The sequence below is a fragment of the Nocardia anocheti genome (assembly GCF_029675105.1).
In the GTDB taxonomy this organism is placed as follows: domain Bacteria; phylum Actinomycetota; class Actinomycetes; order Mycobacteriales; family Mycobacteriaceae; genus Nocardia.
In genome coordinates this window covers 151,562-169,326 of the sequence record NZ_JAQQFV010000008.1, presented here as the reverse complement: position 1 = coordinate 169,326, position 17,765 = coordinate 151,562, and the positions used below count along the sequence as shown (strand labels likewise).

Annotated in this window: 14 protein-coding genes; 8 read left to right on the top strand and 6 right to left on the bottom strand. The window is 70.2% G+C overall.

What is annotated here, in order from left to right; genetic code table 11:
• Nucleotides 1-20: 20 nt before the first annotated feature.
• Nucleotides 21-1,145: a citrate synthase 2 gene (locus tag QC180_RS21805; RefSeq protein ID WP_278264647.1), complete on the bottom strand. Its 1,125-nt coding sequence runs from the start codon at nucleotides 1,143-1,145 to the stop codon at nucleotides 21-23.
• A gap of 127 nt (nucleotides 1,146-1,272) precedes the next feature.
• On the opposite strand from QC180_RS21805, the gene pdxH reads away from it, so the two are divergent.
• From pdxH to QC180_RS21785, 4 genes are all read left to right on the top strand, one after another.
• Nucleotides 1,273-1,968, top strand: a complete 696-nt coding sequence (pdxH, locus tag QC180_RS21800) for a pyridoxamine 5'-phosphate oxidase (RefSeq protein ID WP_278264646.1) — start codon at nucleotides 1,273-1,275, stop codon at nucleotides 1,966-1,968.
• Nucleotides 1,969-2,031: 63 nt separating this feature from the next.
• Nucleotides 2,032-3,315, top strand: coding sequence for an MFS transporter (locus QC180_RS21795; protein WP_278264645.1), 1,284 nt, complete (start codon nucleotides 2,032-2,034; stop codon nucleotides 3,313-3,315).
• Nucleotides 3,316-3,521: 206 nt separating this feature from the next.
• Complete coding sequence (locus QC180_RS21790) at nucleotides 3,522-4,835, top strand: citrate synthase (RefSeq protein WP_278264644.1); 1,314 nt, start codon at nucleotides 3,522-3,524, stop codon at nucleotides 4,833-4,835.
• Nucleotides 4,836-4,913: 78 nt separating this feature from the next.
• Nucleotides 4,914-5,273 carry an FKBP-type peptidyl-prolyl cis-trans isomerase gene (locus QC180_RS21785; RefSeq protein WP_278264643.1) on the top strand — a complete coding sequence of 120 codons (360 nt, stop codon included), beginning with the start codon at nucleotides 4,914-4,916 and terminating at the stop codon, nucleotides 5,271-5,273.
• Between the two features lie 59 nt (nucleotides 5,274-5,332).
• Here the strand turns inward: QC180_RS21785 and QC180_RS21780 are convergent, their stop codons facing one another.
• A complete protein-coding gene (locus QC180_RS21780) occupies nucleotides 5,333-5,995 on the bottom strand; it encodes a hypothetical protein (RefSeq protein ID WP_278264642.1) in 663 nt (220 codons plus the stop codon).
• A gap of 247 nt (nucleotides 5,996-6,242) precedes the next feature.
• Between QC180_RS21780 and QC180_RS21775 the strand changes: the two genes are divergently transcribed.
• Complete coding sequence (locus QC180_RS21775) at nucleotides 6,243-6,881, top strand: DUF8020 domain-containing protein (RefSeq protein ID WP_278264641.1); 639 nt, start codon at nucleotides 6,243-6,245, stop codon at nucleotides 6,879-6,881.
• A gap of 50 nt (nucleotides 6,882-6,931) precedes the next feature.
• On the opposite strand, the gene QC180_RS21770 is transcribed toward QC180_RS21775, so the two are convergent.
• A complete protein-coding gene (locus tag QC180_RS21770) occupies nucleotides 6,932-8,092 on the bottom strand; it encodes a YhgE/Pip domain-containing protein (protein ID WP_278264640.1) in 1,161 nt (386 codons plus the stop codon).
• A gap of 265 nt (nucleotides 8,093-8,357) precedes the next feature.
• On the opposite strand from QC180_RS21770, the gene QC180_RS21765 reads away from it, so the two are divergent.
• Nucleotides 8,358-9,014 (top strand): DUF8020 domain-containing protein, encoded by a 657-nt coding sequence (locus QC180_RS21765; RefSeq protein WP_278264639.1) that lies wholly within the window; start codon nucleotides 8,358-8,360, stop codon nucleotides 9,012-9,014.
• A gap of 52 nt (nucleotides 9,015-9,066) precedes the next feature.
• On the opposite strand, the gene QC180_RS21760 is transcribed toward QC180_RS21765, so the two are convergent.
• Genes QC180_RS21760 through QC180_RS21750 form a run of 3 tightly spaced genes read right to left on the bottom strand, consistent with a single transcriptional unit; the run spans nucleotide 9,067 to nucleotide 13,215 of the window.
• A complete protein-coding gene (locus QC180_RS21760; protein ID WP_278264638.1) occupies nucleotides 9,067-10,434 on the bottom strand; it encodes a sensor histidine kinase in 1,368 nt (455 codons plus the stop codon).
• On the bottom strand, nucleotides 10,431-11,135 hold the full coding sequence (locus tag QC180_RS21755; protein ID WP_278264637.1) for a response regulator transcription factor: 705 nt from the start codon (nucleotides 11,133-11,135) through the stop codon (nucleotides 10,431-10,433). Before QC180_RS21755 ends, QC180_RS21760 begins: the two co-directional genes overlap by 4 nt.
• A gap of 31 nt (nucleotides 11,136-11,166) precedes the next feature.
• Complete coding sequence (locus tag QC180_RS21750; protein ID WP_278264636.1) at nucleotides 11,167-13,215, bottom strand: AMP-binding protein; 2,049 nt, start codon at nucleotides 13,213-13,215, stop codon at nucleotides 11,167-11,169.
• Between the two features lie 333 nt (nucleotides 13,216-13,548).
• Between QC180_RS21750 and QC180_RS21745 the strand changes: the two genes are divergently transcribed.
• Both QC180_RS21745 and QC180_RS21740 read left to right on the top strand, forming a co-directional pair.
• The gene (locus QC180_RS21745; RefSeq protein WP_278264635.1) at nucleotides 13,549-17,355 is read left to right on the top strand and encodes an ATP-binding protein; all 3,807 of its coding nucleotides are present in this window, start codon (nucleotides 13,549-13,551) and stop codon (nucleotides 17,353-17,355) included.
• Nucleotides 17,352-17,765, top strand: coding sequence for a roadblock/LC7 domain-containing protein (locus tag QC180_RS21740; protein ID WP_011207200.1), 414 nt, complete (start codon nucleotides 17,352-17,354; stop codon nucleotides 17,763-17,765). The genes QC180_RS21745 and QC180_RS21740 overlap by 4 nt, the downstream gene beginning before the upstream one ends.

Below are 17,765 nucleotides of genomic sequence, written 5' to 3'. Positions count from 1 at the left end.
GACCGACTCGGAATGCTGGTTCAGGAGCGGGCGATGGTGGACCAGCCCGCTACTTCCTCGGGAGTGCGGGGGCCCGGGCCGGTGTAGATGGCGGCGGGGCGGACCAGTTTGCCCAACTGCTTCTGTTCGAGGATGTGGGCGCACCAACCGGCGGTGCGGCCGCAGGTGAACATGGCGGGCATCATGTGGGCGGGGACCTCGGCGAAGTCGAGGATGACGGCGGCCCAGAATTCGACGTTGGTTTCGATGGCGCGGTCGGGGCGGCGTTCGCGGAGTTCGGCGAGGGCGGCCTGTTCGAGGGCGGCGGCGACTTCGAAGCGGGGGGCGTCGAGGCGCTGGGCGGTGGCGCGCAGCACGCGGGCGCGGGGGTCCTCGGCGCGGTAGACGCGGTGACCGAAGCCCATCAGCTTCTCTTTGCGGTCCAGGATGCCCTTGACCAGGGCGCGGGCGTCGCCGGACTGCTCGACGGCCTCGATCATCGGCAGCACGCGGGCGGGGGCGCCGCCGTGCAGCGGGCCGGACATGGCGCCGATCGCGCCGGAGAGCGAGGCGGCCACGTCGGCGCCGGTGGAGGCGATGACGCGGGCGGTGAAGGTGGAGGCGTTCATGCCGTGCTCGGCCGCCGAGACCCAGTAGGCGTCGATCGCCTCGGTGTGGCGCGGGTCCGGGTCACCCTTCCATCGGGTCATGAAACGTTCGGTGACAGTGGTGCATTCGTCGATCTGACGCTGCGGGACGGCGGGCTGGTAGATGCCGCGCGCGGACTGCGCCACGTAGGACAGCGCCATCACCGAGGCGCGGGCGAGGTTCTCGCGGGCGGTCTCGTCGTCGATGTCGAGCAGCGGCTCGTAGCCCCAGATGGGGGCGAGCATGGCCAGTCCGGCCTGCACGTCGACGCGCACGTCGCCGGTGTGCACCGGCAGCGGGAAGGGCTCGGCGGGCGGCAGGCCGCGACCGAACTCGCCATCGACCAGCAGGGCCCAGACATCGCCGAAGGTGACGCGGTTGGCGACCAGATCCTCGATGTCCACGCCGCGATATCGCAGCGCGCCACCGTCCTTGTCCGGCTCGGCGATGTCGGTGGTGAAGGCCACCACGCCTTCCAATCCGCTGACGAAATCCTGGGGTACCGCGCTGGCCGTCATGGTGACTCTCCTTGCCGGGAAATGCCGATCTTCCTGAACGATAGACCTGTGGATACCCGCTGGTAACCCCGCCCCTCACCCGGCCGTGACGACGACCACCGGCCGGGTCGGCGTAGCGTTTGTCCCCATGCGTGACCCGGAACCCCTGGCGGGCGATCTCGCCGCGATGCGCGTCGACTACGGCGACCCACTGGCCGTCCCCACCACCGAAGCCGATCTCGACGAGAGCTGGGTGGCCGGTGGCTGGGAACCGTTGCTGCGGAACTGGATCGACCAGGCCAGGAGCCTGGGCGTGGCCGAACCGAACGCGATGGTGCTGGCCACCGTCTCGCTGACCGGTCCGGCGCCGCGCCCGGTCGCCCGCACGGTGCTGTGCAAGGGGCTCGGGCCCGAGGGCGTCACCTTCTATACGAACTACGACTCGGCCAAGGGCGAGCAGCTCGCCGCCGACCCGTACGCCGCGGCCACCTTCGTCTGGCCCTCGCTGGCCCGGCAGGTGCACGTGCGCGGGCGCACCGAACGGGTGCCCGCCGAGGTGACGCTGGCCTACTGGCAGGCGCGTCCGCGCGAATCGCGTCTGGGCGCCTGGGCCTCGCAGCAGTCGCGCCCGGTCGCCTCACGCGCCGAACTCGACCGCGCGCTGGCCGAGACCACGGCCCGCTTCGCCGACGTGGACGACATCCCCGTGCCCCCACACTGGGGCGGATACCTCCTGCGACCCGACGAGGTGGAGTTCTGGCAGGGCCGACGAGGCCGCCTGCACAACCGGATCGTGGTGCGCGTCGACGGTGAGCACGCGACCGTCGAGCGCCTGCAGCCGTGAGTGGGCTATCTCACCGAGAAAAATCGTGGGACGTTTACGGTCGCACGATCTAACGTGCCGTAAGTGAAACTGCTCGCCGACACCGAACCCCTGCGCAATCGCGACTATCGCAGGCTCTGGACCACCAATATCGTCACGGTCATCGGCGCGCAGCTCTCGGTGGTCGCGGTGCCGCAGCAGATCTTCCAGATCACCGGCAGCTCCGGCTATGTCGGCCTGGCCGGGCTGTTCGGTCTGGTGCCGCTGGTGGTGTTCGGGCTGTGGGGTGGCGCGCTGGCCGATGTGATGGACCGGCGCACGCTGCTGGTGATCACCACCGCGGGCACCGGCGCCACCGCCGTCGCGTTCTGGGTGCAGGCCGCGCTGGGGATGACCAATGTGTGGCTGGTGCTGGGGTTGTTCGCGGTGCAGCAGGCGTTCTTCGCGGTCAACCAGCCCACCCGCAGCGCGGCCATCGCCCGGCTGCTGCCGCCGGAACAGATCGCCGCGGCCAGTTCGCTGTCGATGACGGTGCAGAACGTCGGCATGATCGCGGGCCCGGTGCTGGCCGGTCTGCTCATCCCGGTGCTCGGGCTGCCCACGCTGTATCTGCTCGACGCCATCGCCCTGCTCGCCACGCTCTGGGCGGTGAGCAGGCTGCCGTCCTTCCCGCCGACCGGCGACCAGCGCCGCGCCGGGCTGCGCGCGGTGATCGACGGCTTCCGCTACCTCACCGCCCAGCGCATCCTGCTGGCCTCCTTCGTCGTCGACATCATCGCCATGGTCTTCGGCATGCCGCGCGCGCTGTTCCCGCAGATCGCGCACGAGACCTTCCACGACCCGGCCGAGGGCGGTGTCGCGCTGGGCCTGCTGTTCGCGGCGATCTCGGCGGGCGCGGTGCTGGGTGGGGTGTTCTCCGGCTGGGTGCCGCGCATCCGCAGGCAGGGGCTGGCGGTGATCGTGTGCATCGCGATCTGGGGTGTGGCGATGGTCGGGTTCGGGTTGGCGGTCGGGTTGACCGGGCACCTGTTCGGGCTGGGGGTGTGGTTGTGGATCGCGGTGGCGTTCCTGGCGCTGGGCGGCGCGGTCGACATGATCTCGGCGGCGCTGCGCACGGCGATGCTGCTCAACGTGTCCACCGACGAGATGCGCGGGCGGTTGCAGGGGGTGTTCATCGTGGTCGTGGCGGGTGGACCGCGCATCGGTGATGTTGCCCACGGTTTCGCCGCGGCGAGCCTGGGTACAGCTGTAGCTGCCGCCGGTGGTGGAGTTCTGGTGGTGATCGGCGTGGTGCTGGCCGCGCTGGCCTTCCCCGCCTTCGTGCGCTACCAGGTCAGCCGGGCGCACTCCGGCGTCACCACGGGATGACCACCGCGACGGCGGGGCCGACAGACCTCACCGCCGATCGGCTCCGGTGTGAGAACACCGCAGGGTAACCCTGATTGTTCAGCTCGCCCGAACAACAGCTAGCGTTACGTCAAGCGCACCGTATGCCGACCGCATCGGGGCTGACGGTTACACGCCGGGTTTCAGGGCCCGGCGAGAATCTCAACTAGCCTGAGAGGGATCCTTCCGTGCCCGCTGAGAACATCACCAACGTCGCCGAGGACGCCAAGGCGGTACTGCAGTACCCCGGCGGCGAGTTCCCGATGACGGTCACCACGGCCGCCGAGGGCAACAACGGACTCGACCTCGGCAAGCTGCTGTCCAGCACCGGTTACGTCACCTACGACCCCGGTTTCATGAACACCGCGTCGACCAAGTCGGCCATCACCTACATCGACGGTGAGGCGGGCATCCTGCGCTACCGCGGGTACCCGATCGACCAGCTCGCGGGCCGCTCGACCTTCATCGAGGTCAGCTACCTGCTCATCTACGGCGAGCTGCCGACCCAGGCCCAGCTCGACGACTTCACCGACCGCATCCGCCGCCACACGCTGCTGCACGAGGACCTCAAGCGGTTCTTCGACGGCTTCCCGCGCAACGCGCACCCGATGCCGGTGCTGTCCTCGGCGGTCAACGCGCTGTCGGCCTACTACCAGGACTCGCTGGACCCGCGCGACCCCGAGCAGGTCGAGCTGTCCACCATCCGCCTGCTGGCCAAGCTGCCCACCATCGCGGCCTACTCCTACAAGAAGTCGGTCGGCCAGCCGTTCCTCTACCCGGACAACTCGCTGAGCCTGGTCGAGAACTTCCTGCGGATGACCTTCGGCTTCCCGGCCGAGCCCTACGAGGTCGACCCCGAGATCGCCGCGGCGCTCGACATGCTGCTGATCCTGCACGCCGATCACGAGCAGAACTGCTCCACCTCGACCGTGCGCCTGGTCGGTTCCTCGGACGCCAATCTGTTCACCTCGGTGTCCGGCGGCATCAACGCGCTGTGGGGCCCGCTGCACGGCGGCGCCAACCAGGCCGTGCTCGAGATGCTCGACGAGATCAAGGCCAACGGCGGCGACGTCAAGGAATTCATCCGCAAGGTCAAGAACAAGGAAGACGGCGTGAAGCTCATGGGCTTCGGGCACCGCGTCTACCGCAACTACGACCCGCGCGCGACCCTGGTCAAGCAGGCCGCCGACAAGATCCTGTCGAAGATCGGTGGCGACGACCAGCTGCTCGACATCGCCAAGCAGCTCGAAGAGGCCGCCCTCACCGACGACTACTTCGTCTCGCGCCGCCTGTACCCGAACGTCGACTTCTACACCGGCGTCATCTACCGGGCCATGGGCTTCCCGACCCGCATGTTCACCGTGCTCTTCGCGATGGGCCGCCTGCCGGGCTGGATCGCGCACTGGCGCGAAATGCACTCCGAACCGCTGAAGATCGGCCGTCCGCGCCAGATCTACACCGGTTACGGTGAGCGTGACTACCGTGACATCGGTACTCGCTGACCGGCGAGCACTGCCACTGACGACTACCGTGTTCCCCGTACGAGCGGGGATCGAGCCCTATCGAAGGGGATAGCGCACATGACCAAGCCGGAGATCGAATTCCAGGAGGGCCCCGCGCCCACCGAGCTCGTGATCAAGGACCTCGTCGAGGGCGAAGGCGCCGAGGCGGTGCCCGGTGGCACCGTGGAGGTGCACTACGTGGGCGTCGACTTCGAGACCGGCGAGCAGTTCGACTCCTCCTGGGACCGTGGCGAGTCGATCGTCTTCCCGCTGCGCGGCCTGATCCAGGGCTGGCAGGACGGCATCCCCGGCATGAAGGTCGGCGGTCGTCGTCAGCTGACCATCCCGCCGGAGCTGGCCTACGGCCCGGCCGGTTCGGGGCACCAGCTCTCCGGTCGAACCCTGGTCTTCGTGATCGACCTGCTCAAGGCCGACTGATCTGAAACCGCACCGCGGCCCGCCTTCCCCAGGAAGGCGGGCCGCGGTCGTTTCCGCTGCTACTTCTTCAGCATCGGCGAGTTCATCTTGCCGCACAGCCAGCGGTCGCCGACCTTGCGCATGGTCATCTCGATGACGAAGGTCTGCTTCTCCTCGAGCGGCTGGGTGCTGGAGCGGCGGAACTGGGACATGATGTCGACGATGACGATCTCCTCGCCCTCGCCGGACTTGTAGAAGCAGTTCAGGTCCTCCACCCGGGAACTCACCTGCGCGGCCTCCATCGCCTGACGCAGCGCCTGGGACGCGTTGTCGAACTCCGTCCGGTACGGGTCGGTGGCACCCGCGGCGGACTGGGCGAAGTAGTCGTCGAGGTCGGTGTGGTCGTAGGTCGAGACGGTGCGCGCGTATTCGCAACTGGCCAGGCGGGCGGCTTCGCGGTCCGCCGTGGTCTGGGCCAGGGCGGCCGCCGCGGGGTCGGGCGCGGGCGGGTCGGGCCAGAGCGCGGCGGCGACTCCGGCGACGATGCCGCCCGCCAGCACCATGCCGCCGAGTCCGGCGCCCAGGGCAGCGGGCCACACCTTGCGCGGAGCCGAGGGCATTGCCTGCGGCTGCCAGTTCCCTTGCGCCGGGAACGGTGCGGGGTTGGGTGCGGGCGGCGGTGCGTATCCCGGTGGTGGCGCGGGTTGCCACTGGCCGGGAGGTGGATTGTCAGGGCCTGTCATGATGCTCCCCCCTCTCGCCGATCACCTTAGCCGACAAGGGCTTTCGGGTTCGGGTGATGGCGGGGCGGGTAGCGGGGTCGACGCCGCCGCGGAGCGAGGCCGCAGGCAGGTTGTCTGTGACCGGTTGTGTCGATTTGCTATCAGTCGGCGGGTGGGCTAGTAATGCGAGTGTCCATGACAGTGCGCTGATCGATTCGCCCGGGGTTCGGGGCTTTCTTCGGGGGTTTCGGGAGGGAGTTTCTCGATCATGTTCCATCGCAAGGGTGCTCGACACGTACTCGCCGCGGCGCTGCCGATCGCGGTGGCGGTGAGTCTGGTGGGCGCGGGCACCGGCTCGGCCGAGGTCGATCAGCAGACTCGCTACGCCGAAGGATTGTCCAGTGTGGGCGTGACCGACGGCGTCGGTTACCGCAGCACGGTGGCGCCGGACCTGAAGACGGTCTCCGCCTCGGTCGATGCCGGGCGGTTCGTCGCGACCGAGGACGGTGTCGTCCTGGAATCGGCGGCGGGGGAGCGGATCGGGGACATCCCCGCCGAGTTCCGCACGGTCGGTGGCGAGGTCATCGCGCTGGCCACCGAGATCGCCGCCGACGGGCGCGGTCTCACCGTCACCCCGCGGATCACCCCGGCGGCGGCGACCGAACTGAAGGACATCGCCACCTCACCCACCGCCCAGTTCCCCGATCCGGTGCAGAATGCCGCCGCCGTCGGCGCGGGCATCGGTGTGATCGCCGCTGCCGTCGTGTGCATTCCGATGATCACCACGATGATCCTGTACCTGCCGTGTGTCGGCCTGGTCGGGCTGCCGAACGCCCTGGTGGGCGCGCTGATCGGCGCGGTGGTCGGTGTGGTCGCGCCCGACATCATCCCGCAGGTGCTGCCCTGATCCGCTGAGTTCGTGAGCGGCCCACACCCATTCCGGTGTGGGCCGTCGCGCTATTCGCGCACCACCTCGACCGGGTCGGTCAGCGCCAGCGCCAGCGCCGACTGCTGGGCCTGCCCGCGCGGCGGCAGCGCTTCCAGGGCCTTGCCGGTCTGGGTGTTGAGATTGCCGACGATGTTCTGCATCGCGCCCACCCCGCTGGTGAGCTGCTCCATGGCCGAGACGAGCTGCGCGCCGCCCTGTTCGGCGAGCGCGGGCAGGCCCTCGGCGAGCGCGGCGCCCTGCGTGAGCTGGTCGCGGGCGCCGTTGAGCCGCTCGACGACCGTGCGCAGCAGCGTGCCCAGCTCGGTGTTCGGGTCCACGGCCGCGCCGGTGAGCTCGCTCAGGCCGTCGAGCTGGGTGCCCGCCTGCTTCGAGACGGTCTGCAGCGCTTCGAGTTTGGTGATGATCGCGGCGAGCTGCGGATCGTTCGCGAACGGCAGGCTCTTCAGCGGCGGCAGGATCTGGTCGAGCCCGGACCCCATGGCGGCCGCGCTGCTCTGCACCCCGGCGATGGTGACACCGGTCGCGCTCAACGCGTCGGCGAGCTGGGTGGCCTGCTTGGCCGCGCCGTCGACGGTCTGGTTCAGCAGCGCGATGGCCGAGGTGAGCTGGCCCGCGCCCTCCTTGGCGAAATCGAGGAAGCCCAGCATCTGCTCGGCGCCGCCGCTGAACTGGTCGGCGCCCGCCGCGGCCGCGTTCACGCCCGCGTTGAGCAGCTGGGCGGTGAACTGCACCGAGGTCATCTGATTGCGGGCCTGGGAGACCGCGGCCAGCGCCGCGTCCACACCGGAGGCGCCGATGCGGTGGGTCACCACGTCGACCGCGCCGTTCACGGTGCCGGTGTCGGCGCCTTCGCGGGTGGTCACAGTGACCTTCGCGCGCTGGGGGTCCGGGGTGGCCAGGGTCGCCATCGAGGCGGTGAGGTCGGCGGGCAGGGTGATCACGGCGGCGTAGTCGGCGGCGTCGACCTCGCCGGGTTTCGCCAGCGTCCAGTCGTAGCCACCCGCGTCTCGCACGGCCTCGGCCACGCGCTGCCCGGTCGGGCCGGTGTCGGCGTTCACCAGGGCGATGCCGGTGGGCGCGGAGTCCTGCCCGGCGCAGGCGGCCAGGCCGCCGCCCGCGAGCAGGACGGCGAGGGCGAGGGGGAGCAGGCGCGCGGGTTTGTCGATCACGGTGGCGACGGTATCGGGCCGGATGGTCGCGGCTTCTGGGAGAGGTCTGAGAGTTCGGTGAGGAAGACTCGCCGTGACGATCGCCGTCCGATTACCCGCTGTTTGCCAGCCATCGCTTCCTCGCGCCGATATGCCTTGTGTCACAACGGCTTACAAGATCGGTTCCGGTCAGGTACAAATCTCGAGTCAATCGACATCGAGAACGTTTCGATCCGTCCGGGGGTTTCGGGGAATCCTTGGGGGCGTCGGGAGGGAGACACCGAACATGTTCCACCGCACCATCACTCGCGCGACACGCCGCGTGGCCGTGGCCGCGCTGCCGCTGGCCGTGGCCACCTCGCTGGTCACCGCGGGCACCGCGGCCGCCGATGTGAGCGTCGAGCGCCAGGCCGAGATCGCCACCGGGCTGTCGAGCCAGGGCGTTGCCGACGGGGTCGGCTACACCACCACGGTGTCGCCGGACCTGCGCACCATCTCGGCCACCGTCGACGCGGGCCGCTTCGTGCTCACCCCCGACGCGGTCACCGTGGTCTCCGACACCGGCGCCACGGTCGGCCAGCTGCCGCTGAAGTTCGAGACCGTCACCGGCAACGCGATCGCGGTCGCCTCGGTGGTCTCCGCCGACGGCAAGACCCTGTCGATGGCGCCGCAGCTGTCCACCGACACCAGCACCGAGCTGAAGAACATCGCCACCGACCCGAACGCCGCCAACCACGACCCGGTGCAGAACGCCGCGGCCGCGGGTGCCGCCATCGGCGCGATCGCCTCGGCCATCCTGTGCCTGCCCGCGCTGGCCGCGTTCATCATCGGCTACTTCGTCTGCGCGCTGCCCTCGGTGGTCTCGAGCGCGCTGACCGGTGCCGTGATCGGCGCGGTCATCGGCCTGGTGATCCCGGAGTCGGTGCCGCAGGTCCTGCCCTGATCCCCTGATCGACCCGACCCCCGCGCCCACCTCGGGCGCGGGGGTCTCGTCGTCAGTAGGCCCGGCGCACCGGCAGGTCGATGACCAGCCGGGCACCGCCGAGCGGGCTGTCGGCGAAATAGGCGTGCCCGCCGTGCAGCTGTGCCTGCTGGGCCACCAGGGCCAGGCCGAGGCCGGAGCCGCCCTTGGTGGCGTTGGTGCCACGGGCGAAGCGGGCGAAGACGGCCTCGCGTTCCTGGGGTGGCACGCCGGTGCCGTTGTCGTCGACGGCGATGACGATGTGGTCGCCGGGGTAGCGGTGCGCGGAGACCACGGCCTGGGTGGCGCCGCCGTGCTTGACCGAGTTGGTCAGCGCGTTGTCGATGGCCAGGCGCAGACCGGCGGGCAGGCCGAGGGTGACCAGTTCGGCGTCGGTCTCGATGCGCACCTGGAGGCCGGGGTTGTGTCGCATGGCGTCGTGGGCGGCCTGGTCGCACAGGTCGGCGACATCGGTGGGCACGTGGTCGGCCTCGGCGGTGAGGTCGCCGCGGGCGAGCCGTTCCAGCGCGGTGAGGGTGGTCTCCACGCGGGTCTCGTTGCGGGCCAGGTCGTCGAGGATCTCGCGGCGCTGCGCATCGGTGAGGTCGAGGGTGCGCAGGACCTCGAGGTCGGTGCGGATGGCGGTGAGCGGGGTGCGCAGTTCGTGGGCGGAGACGGCGGCGAAATCACGCGCGGTCTCCAGGGCGGCGGCGGTCTCGGCCTGGGCCTGGTCGACGCGGGCCAGCATGGTGTTCACCGCGTCGGCCAGCTTCACGGCCTCGTCGACGCCCGAACCGTCCACCGGCTGGGCGGGATTCGCCGGATCGGGGAAGGCGCTGCGGGCCGAGACCTGCCGGGTGAGGGTGACGATCGGGCCGACCGCGCGCCCCGCCAGCAGCCAGCCCAGCGCCGCCGCCGCGGCCACCGCGACACCGGCGCCCGCGAGCACCCAGCGCTGCTGGTCGGCGGTGGCCTTGGCCGACTCGGTGGTGGGGATGGCCAGCGAGACGGTGCGGCCCTCGGGCTGGTTCTCGGTGGTGGTGAGCACGCGGTAGGGCTGGTCGTCCACCTCGACGGTCTGCGAGCCGGGCGGCAGCGCCGGTAGCTGGGTGGAGCTGGAGGCGGTGACCCGGCCGTCGTCGCGCACGGTCAGCGCCATGGTGTTCTGCAGGCCGGTCAGGTTGACGAAGCCGGTCGCCAGCACCGGCTCGATCAGCACGATGCGCGAGGCGATCTCGAGCTGCTGATCGGTCTGGGTGACATTATTGCGTTCGATCGCTTGGAAACTGACGAAAGTCGCGATCCCGACGATCAGGACGGCACCGGCCGCGGCCGCGCCAGCGACTCTCGTTCTCAGCGAAAACGATTGTCTCCGACGGCGTTTCGGCGGTGCCTGAGTCATTTGGGTTCCCGCAACACGAATCCGACGCCGCGGATCGTATGCAGAATCCTTGGCGTGTCATCTATTTCGAGTTTGCGTCGAAGGTATCCGACGAACACGTCGACGACATTCGTATCCGCTATGAAATCGTAACCCCACACCAATTCCAGCAGCCGTTCGCGCGTGAGCACCACACCCGCATTCCTGGCCAGGGTCGACAACAATTCGAATTCGCGTTTGGTGAGCTCGATTTCCCGGCCGTGCAGCAGGGCGCGATACCCGGCCACATCGACCTGCAGCGGACCCACCGCGATGGCACCGGGCGCGCTCGGCTCCGGCGTGTCGGTGCGGCGGCGCAGCAGCGCGCGGATCCGGGCCACCAGCTCGGCCAGCTCGAAGGGTTTCACCAGGTAGTCGTCGGCGCCGGACTCGAGTCCGGCGATCCGGTCGTCCACCGAGGAACGGGCGCTGAGCACGCAGATCGGCACGTCGTTGCCCATGGCCCGCAGCGCCGTCACCACGCCCGCGCCGTCGAGTACCGGCATGTTCATGTCGAGCACGATCGCGTCGGGGCCGTGCTCGGCCACCGCGCGCAGCGCCGCGGCACCGTCCCTGGCCACCAGCACCCGGAATCCGGACAGTCGCAGGCCACGTTCGACGGAGGCGAGAACGTCCTCGTCGTCGTCGACGACCAGGACAGCGGCGGCGGCACGTTCGGTCACGAGGGTGACATTAGCGGCTGGGGGGCGCCTTTCAGGAGGTGGGAGCGACCTGGTCGCCGTCGCGGTCGGGGGCCGGTGTCGCGGGTGCCGGGATGCCCAGCGGCGGGTTGGCCAGGATGCGGTCCGACAGCGCGGTCAGCACGGCCGGGTCCTCGATGGTCGCGGGTGGTTCGACGTGCTCGCCCGCGGTGAGCTGGCGGATGGTCTTGCGCAGGATCTTGCCCGAGCGGGTCTTGGGCAGCCCGGAGACGATGATCGCGTCGTAGAGACTGGCGATGGCGCCGATCTGGGTGCGCACCCGCTCCACGAGCTCGGCGCGCAACCGCTCCTGATCGATCTCGACACCCTGCTTGAGCACCACATACGCCAGCGGCAGGCTGCCCTTGAGCTCGTCGGGCATGCCGATCACCGCGCATTCGGCCACGGCCTCGTGCCCGGAGATCGCGGCCTCGATGCTGCCCGCCGAGAGGCGATGGCCCGCGATATTGATGACGTCGTCGCTGCGGCCCAGGACGTAGAGATAGCCGTCCTCGTCGAAGTAGCCGGAGTCGCCGGTGAGGTAGTGGCCGGGGAAGGTGGCCAGGTAGGAGCGGATGAACCGGTCGCGATCGCGCCACAGACCGGTCAGCGTGCCGGGCGGCAGCGGCAGCCCGATGACGATGTTGCCCTCGACCCCGGCGGGCACCGCGTTGCCGTTGGCGTCGAGCACCCGCAGTCGGTAGCCGGGCACCGGCACGCAGGCCGACCCGGGCTTGACCGGCAGTTCCTGCAGGCCGAGCGGGTCGGCGCAGATCGGCCAGCCGGTCTCGGTCTGCCACCAGTGATCCACCACGGGGGTGTCGGGGTGCCCGGCGAGCAGGGTGTCGGTGGCCCATTCGAAGGTGGCCGGGTCCAGGCGTTCGCCCGCGCAGAACAGCGCGCGCAGCTTGGACAGATCCGAGCGGTGGGCGACGGTGGCCTCGGGGTCGGCGCGGCGGATGGCGCGCAGGGCGGTGGGCGCGGTGAACAGCACCCGCACGTCGTGCTCGTCGACGATGCGCCAGAAGGCGCCCGCGTCGGGGGTGCCGACCGGTTTGCCCTCGTAGAGCACGGTGGTGGCGCCCACCAGCAGCGGCGCGTAGACGATGTAGGAATGGCCGACCACCCAGCCCACATCGGAGGCCGCCCAGAACACCTGACCGGGGCCGACGTCGTAGATGTTGCGCATCGACCAGGACAGCGCCACCGCGTGCCCGCCGTTGTCGCGCACCACGCCCTTGGGCTTCCCGGTGGTGCCGGAGGTGTAGAGGATGTAGAGCGGATCGGTCGCCGCGACCGACACCGGTTCGGCGGGCTCGGTGTTGGCCACCGTGGCGTCCCAGTCCACCCAGCGCGCGGCCACGGTCTGCTCGGAGGCGGGCAGCACGTCGGTGGCGGGCAGGGGAGCGGGGAACTCGATGGTGGCGAACTGCGGCCGCTGCTTGACGATGACCGTGCGCACCGAGGTGGTCGTGGTCAGGTCCAGCGCCTGCATGACGATCGGCGGGTAGTCGACGCGGCGGCCCGGCTCGATGCCCCCGGAAGAGGTGATCACCACGACCGGCTCGGCGTCGTCGATCCGGGCGGCCAGTTCGGGCGCGGCGAAGCCGCCGAACACCACCGAATGCACCGCGCCGATGCGCGCGCAGGCCAGCATCGCGATCACGGCCTCGGGCACCATCGGCAGATAGATCACGACCCGGTCACCGGCCACCACACCGAGATCACGCATGGCCCCGGCGAATCGGGCGACCTCGTCGAGCAATTCGGCATAGGTATAGACGGTCGTGGTGTCCGTCATAGCGGAGACATATATGAGGGCCGCCTGATCGGCGTGTCCGCCCTCGGCCACGGTGCCCGCCCGCACGTGCCGATCCAGCGCGTTCACGCAGGTGTTGAGCCTGCCGTCGGGGAACCAGCGCGCCGAGCGCTTGTCCGCCGCGTCCACGATCTGCTCCGGCGCCACGTCCCACTCGACGGCCTGAGCTGCGGCGGACCAGAAGTGGGCTGGATCGACCAGACTGGTCTGATAGACCGGTCGGTACTCGTGTTCGGTGTCCAAGCCCGTGACTCCCTAGCCTCGCTTCGATGCCCGCTCGATAGATCCTGATGATTGTGGCAGACTTCACGCGACACCCGAGGGGGTGCCGCGACCTTTGGTTTTGCCTGGAACGGGCAGGTCATCGCGCGGACCTCTACCGGGAGTGAGCCAAGAAGTTATTGATCCGTTAGAATCTGATGTCACTTATTAGGGCAGTCGTAGACGCAATTTCTCGGCCAGCCGCAGTTCTCGGCCAGCACCGCCTGGCGAGCCAGCATTGCGAGTGTGAAGGTTCGCTGGTGGCGCTTGGTAGACCGCTTGGTATACGAGGCCAGTTTGGAAAGTGAGTGGGAGATGCGTGACGCCGCTAGGTCCGGCAGCAAGCGCTGGGCGCTCGGCAACTGGGACCTGCGCTGGAAGGTTACGGCCGTACTGGCCGTGCCACTCGCGGTCGCGGTCGGGCTCGGCGTGTCGAGGATTACCTCCGAGTTCTCGGAAGCCAACCGGCTCTCCAGTATCAACGAGCAGGTAGACACGATTCCGTCGGTCACCGCGCTGAGTGCTACCTCGGCGCAGGTCGCCGGTAGCCAGATGGTGCCGACCGGTCCGGCGACGACCCTCGTCACCGACGACGACCTGGCCAAGCTCGACGGCGCGATCGCCGCGGCGGAGCAGTCGCTGAGCCGACTCGACGATCTGCCCAAGGCCCGCGCAGCCCTCGAGCGCATGATCAAGCAGGCCAAGGCGGTGCGCGCGCAGGGCAAGGGCCTGACCACCTCCACCGAACCCGCGCTCGCGGCGGTCGAGCAGGTGCGTCGCGACAGCGTCGACATCGTCGAGACCACGCTCACCCAGGTCAGCGATCCGGTGATGGACGCGGCCAAGCTGCGTCTGGTCGACTCGCTCAACACCCGTTCGGTGCTGGTCGACGAGCTGGCGGGCATGACCGAGATGCTGCGCGGCCAGGCCACCGGCGCCCAGCACTTCCTCGCCGGTGTGAGCACCGAGCGCCACCTGCTCGACGTGCTCAGCAACCGCTTCCCCGACGGCGATCAGGTGATCGCCGACCTCAAGTCCCAGGCCGAGACCCGCGAGACCCTGGCCTCCGGGCCCGACATCCAGGCGGGCAAGCTGCCCGTCGGCGAGATGCGGACCTCGCTGTACTCCAGCCTCGTCGGCTACGCCAAGGTCGTCGACGAGTCGACCAAGGCCATCGAGTCGGCCATGGACGACCTGGCCGGTTCGGCCGCCACCGGCGCCTGGACCTACACCGGCGTCGTCATCGCGACCATCCTCGCCGCGCTGCTGCTGGCGGTGTTCGTCGCCCGCTCGATGATCGTGCCGCTGCACCGGCTGCGCCTGGCCGCGCTGCGCGTGGCCGAGTCCGACCTCCCGCACGAGGTCGCCCAGCTGCGTAACGGCGCCGCCCCCGAGGACGTGCCGCTCGAGCCGATGCCGGTGCGCTCCGACGAGGAGATCGGTCAGCTGGCCCGCGCCGTCGACGACATCCACGGTCAGGCGCTGCGCCTGGCCAGCGATCAGGCGCAGATGCGTTCGCAGGTCAACGACATGTTCGAGACCCTGGCCCGGCGCTCCAAGTCGCTCGTCGACCATCAGCTCACCCTCATCGAGGCGATGGAGTACGACGAGAAGGACCCGCGCCTGCTCGAGAACCTCTTCCGCCTCGACCACCTCGCGGCGCGCATGCGTCGTAACGGTGACAACCTGCTCATCCTCGCCGGTACCAAGCAGCGCCGCACCAAGTCGGCGCCGGTCGAGATCGCCGACGTGCTGCGGGCCGCGATCTCCGAGGTCGAGGACTACGAGCGGGTCAAGCTCGGCGCCACGCCGCGCGGCTCGCTGGTGGAACCGGCCGCCTCGGACATGGCGCACCTGTTCGCCGAGCTGCTCGACAACGCGCTGCGCGCCTCCCCGCCGGAGACCGACGTCAAGTTCACCTTCGCCCAGGCCCACGACCAGGGTCTGCTGATCGAGGTGGCCGACCGCGGTATCGGTATGCCGCCGCAGGAGATGTCGGAGATCAACCGCAGGCTCGAGCAGACCGCCGAGCCGGGCCCCGACACCGCCCGCCACATGGGTCTGTTCGTGGTCGGCCGCCTGGCCGAGCGTCACGGTCTGACCGTGCGACTGCGCCCGACCTTCGACACCGCGCGCGATCCGGGCGTCACCGTCACGGTGCACGTGCCGGTCGGCCTGATCGTCTCGGGTGCCGGTGGACCGGTCGTCGCGCCGCAGCAGGCGCCCGCGCCGCAGCAGCCCCAGCAGCAACAGCCCCAGCGGCCGACCCCGCAGAACCCGCCGAGCACCATGCAGACCCGGGCCATCACCCGCACCCCGGGCGGCAACATGATGGTCACCGTCGATCCGGGTGTCAGCGGTCCGGCCGCCGAGGGTGGTCTGCCGCAGCGTCAGCCGGGCAACTCCATGGCCCAGGGCGAGCGGCAGGACGCGGCCGAGCAGTCGGCGCCCACTCTGCGTCCGGCCACGCCCGGTCAGGGCGGGAACGTGCCGCAGCGCGGCAAGCTCGCCGCGGCCGCGCTGCCCAAGCGCAATCTGTCTCCCGGCGGACCTCCGCGTCCGCCCGCCGCGCCCGGTCAGCCGGGCGAGGCCAAGCCCGCCGGGGCGCCGCAGTCCTCGGGTGGCCTACCCGTGCGGCAGCCGGGTGCCAACGGCGCGCCGTCGCGTGAGTCGGCGTCGCCCGCGGGCGGCCTGCCGCCGCGCGAACCCGCCAAGCCGCAGCAGACCTCGGGTGGGCTGCCGCAGCGCTCGCCCGGCGCCAACGGCGCGCCGCCGCGTGACCCGTCGGCCGGTCTGCCGCAGCGCGGCGACCAGCCCGCCCGGTTGCCCCAGCGCGACCAGACCGGCGGCCTCCCACAGCGTGATCCGTCCGGCGGCCTGCCCCAGCGTGAGCAGACCGGCGGTCTCCCGCAGCGTGACCCGTCCGGTCTGCCCCAGCGCGACCCCTCGGGCGGCTTGCCGCAGCGTGAGCAGACCGGTGGTCTGCCGCAGCGTGATCCGTCGGGTCTGCCGCAGCGTGACCAGACCGGCGGCTTGCCGCAGCGTGACCCGTCCGGTCTCCCGCAGCGTGACCCCTCGGGTGGTCTGCCCCAGCGTGAGCAGACCGGTGGTCTCCCGCAGCGTGATCCGATGACGGGTCTGCCGCAGCGTGATCCGTCCTCGGTGCAGCGTGACCCCTCGACCGGGCTCCCGCAGCGCGGTGCCGGTGGGCCGCAGCGGGATTCGGCGCCGATCCAGCGTGACCCGTCGACCGGCCTGCCCCAGCGCGGCCCGGCCAACGGCCTCCCGCCCCGTGAGCCGACCCCGCGTCTGCCGCACCGCGACCAGACCGGCGGCCTCCCGCAGCGTGACCCGTCCGGCGGTCTGCCCCAGCGTGATCCGTCCGGTGGTCTGCCGCCGCGTGACCCGGCCAGCGGTCTCCCGCAGCGTGAGCAGACCGGTGGCCTGCCCCAGCGTGACCCGTCGACCGGTCTGCCCCAGCGCGACCAGACCGGCGGACTCCCGCAGCGGGCCCCCGCGGCGGGTCAGCCGCCCGCCGACTCGCGACCGGCGGGCCCGAATGGGCTGCCGCAGCGCGCCCCCGGCGCTACTGTGGTACCGCAGGCGAACGCCGGGCCCGGAGTGGCTCTGCCCCAACGGGATCGGGAACCTGCGGGGCCGGAGAGCGCTGCGTCGGCAGGGCGCGATCCGGGTCGGCACAGTTTCCGGTCGAATCCGGCCAAGGCTGCGTCGTTCTTCCAGACCAGGTTGCAGCCGGCACCGGAAGGCGATTCCGTCATGGGCGGAACGCCGATCTTCGCGGAGATGATGTCGGCGTGGCTCACGGACGAGAATTCCGACCGGTCCCAGATGGCTGCCGCCTTCGAATCACCCGGTGACGAAGGCTGGCAGGCCGCGCGTCGCGCCAGCGAGGCCAAACCCGAGGTTCGTACCGCCGCGGGCTTGCCTCAGCGCAATCCGGGCGGCAGGCTCGTGCCCGGTGGTGTCACCGGCAAGGCCGACAGCACTCCGCAACGTGATCCCGAAACGATCAGGTCCAGCTTGAGTCGTCACCAGCAAGGCGTCCGGGATGGCCGCGCAATGAAGGCAATGAACCTAACCGGAGATAAAGGAGACCGATGAACCCCGATCTAGGTGGTACGAACCGTCAGCTGGATTGGCTGGTTTCGAACTTCGCCAACGAGGTTCCTGGCGTAGCCCATGCCGTCCTGGTCTCGGCTGACGGCCTGCTGATGGCCGCGAGCGCCCAGCTCCCGGTCGACCGCGCGGAACAGCTCTCCGCGGTGACCGCCGGACTGGCGAGTCTGTCCGTCGGCGTGTCGAATCTGTTCGAAGGCGGTACTGTACTGCAGTCCGTCGTCGAGATGGAGCACGGTTATCTGCTGCTGATGGCAGTGGGCGACGGCTCCTACCTCGCGGTCCTGACCAACACCTCGTGTGACATCGGTCAGGTCGGCTACGAAATGGCTCTGTTGGTCGAGCGTGTGGGCCAGACCGTCCAGGCGACGCCGCGCGTCACGATGGGTTCCTGA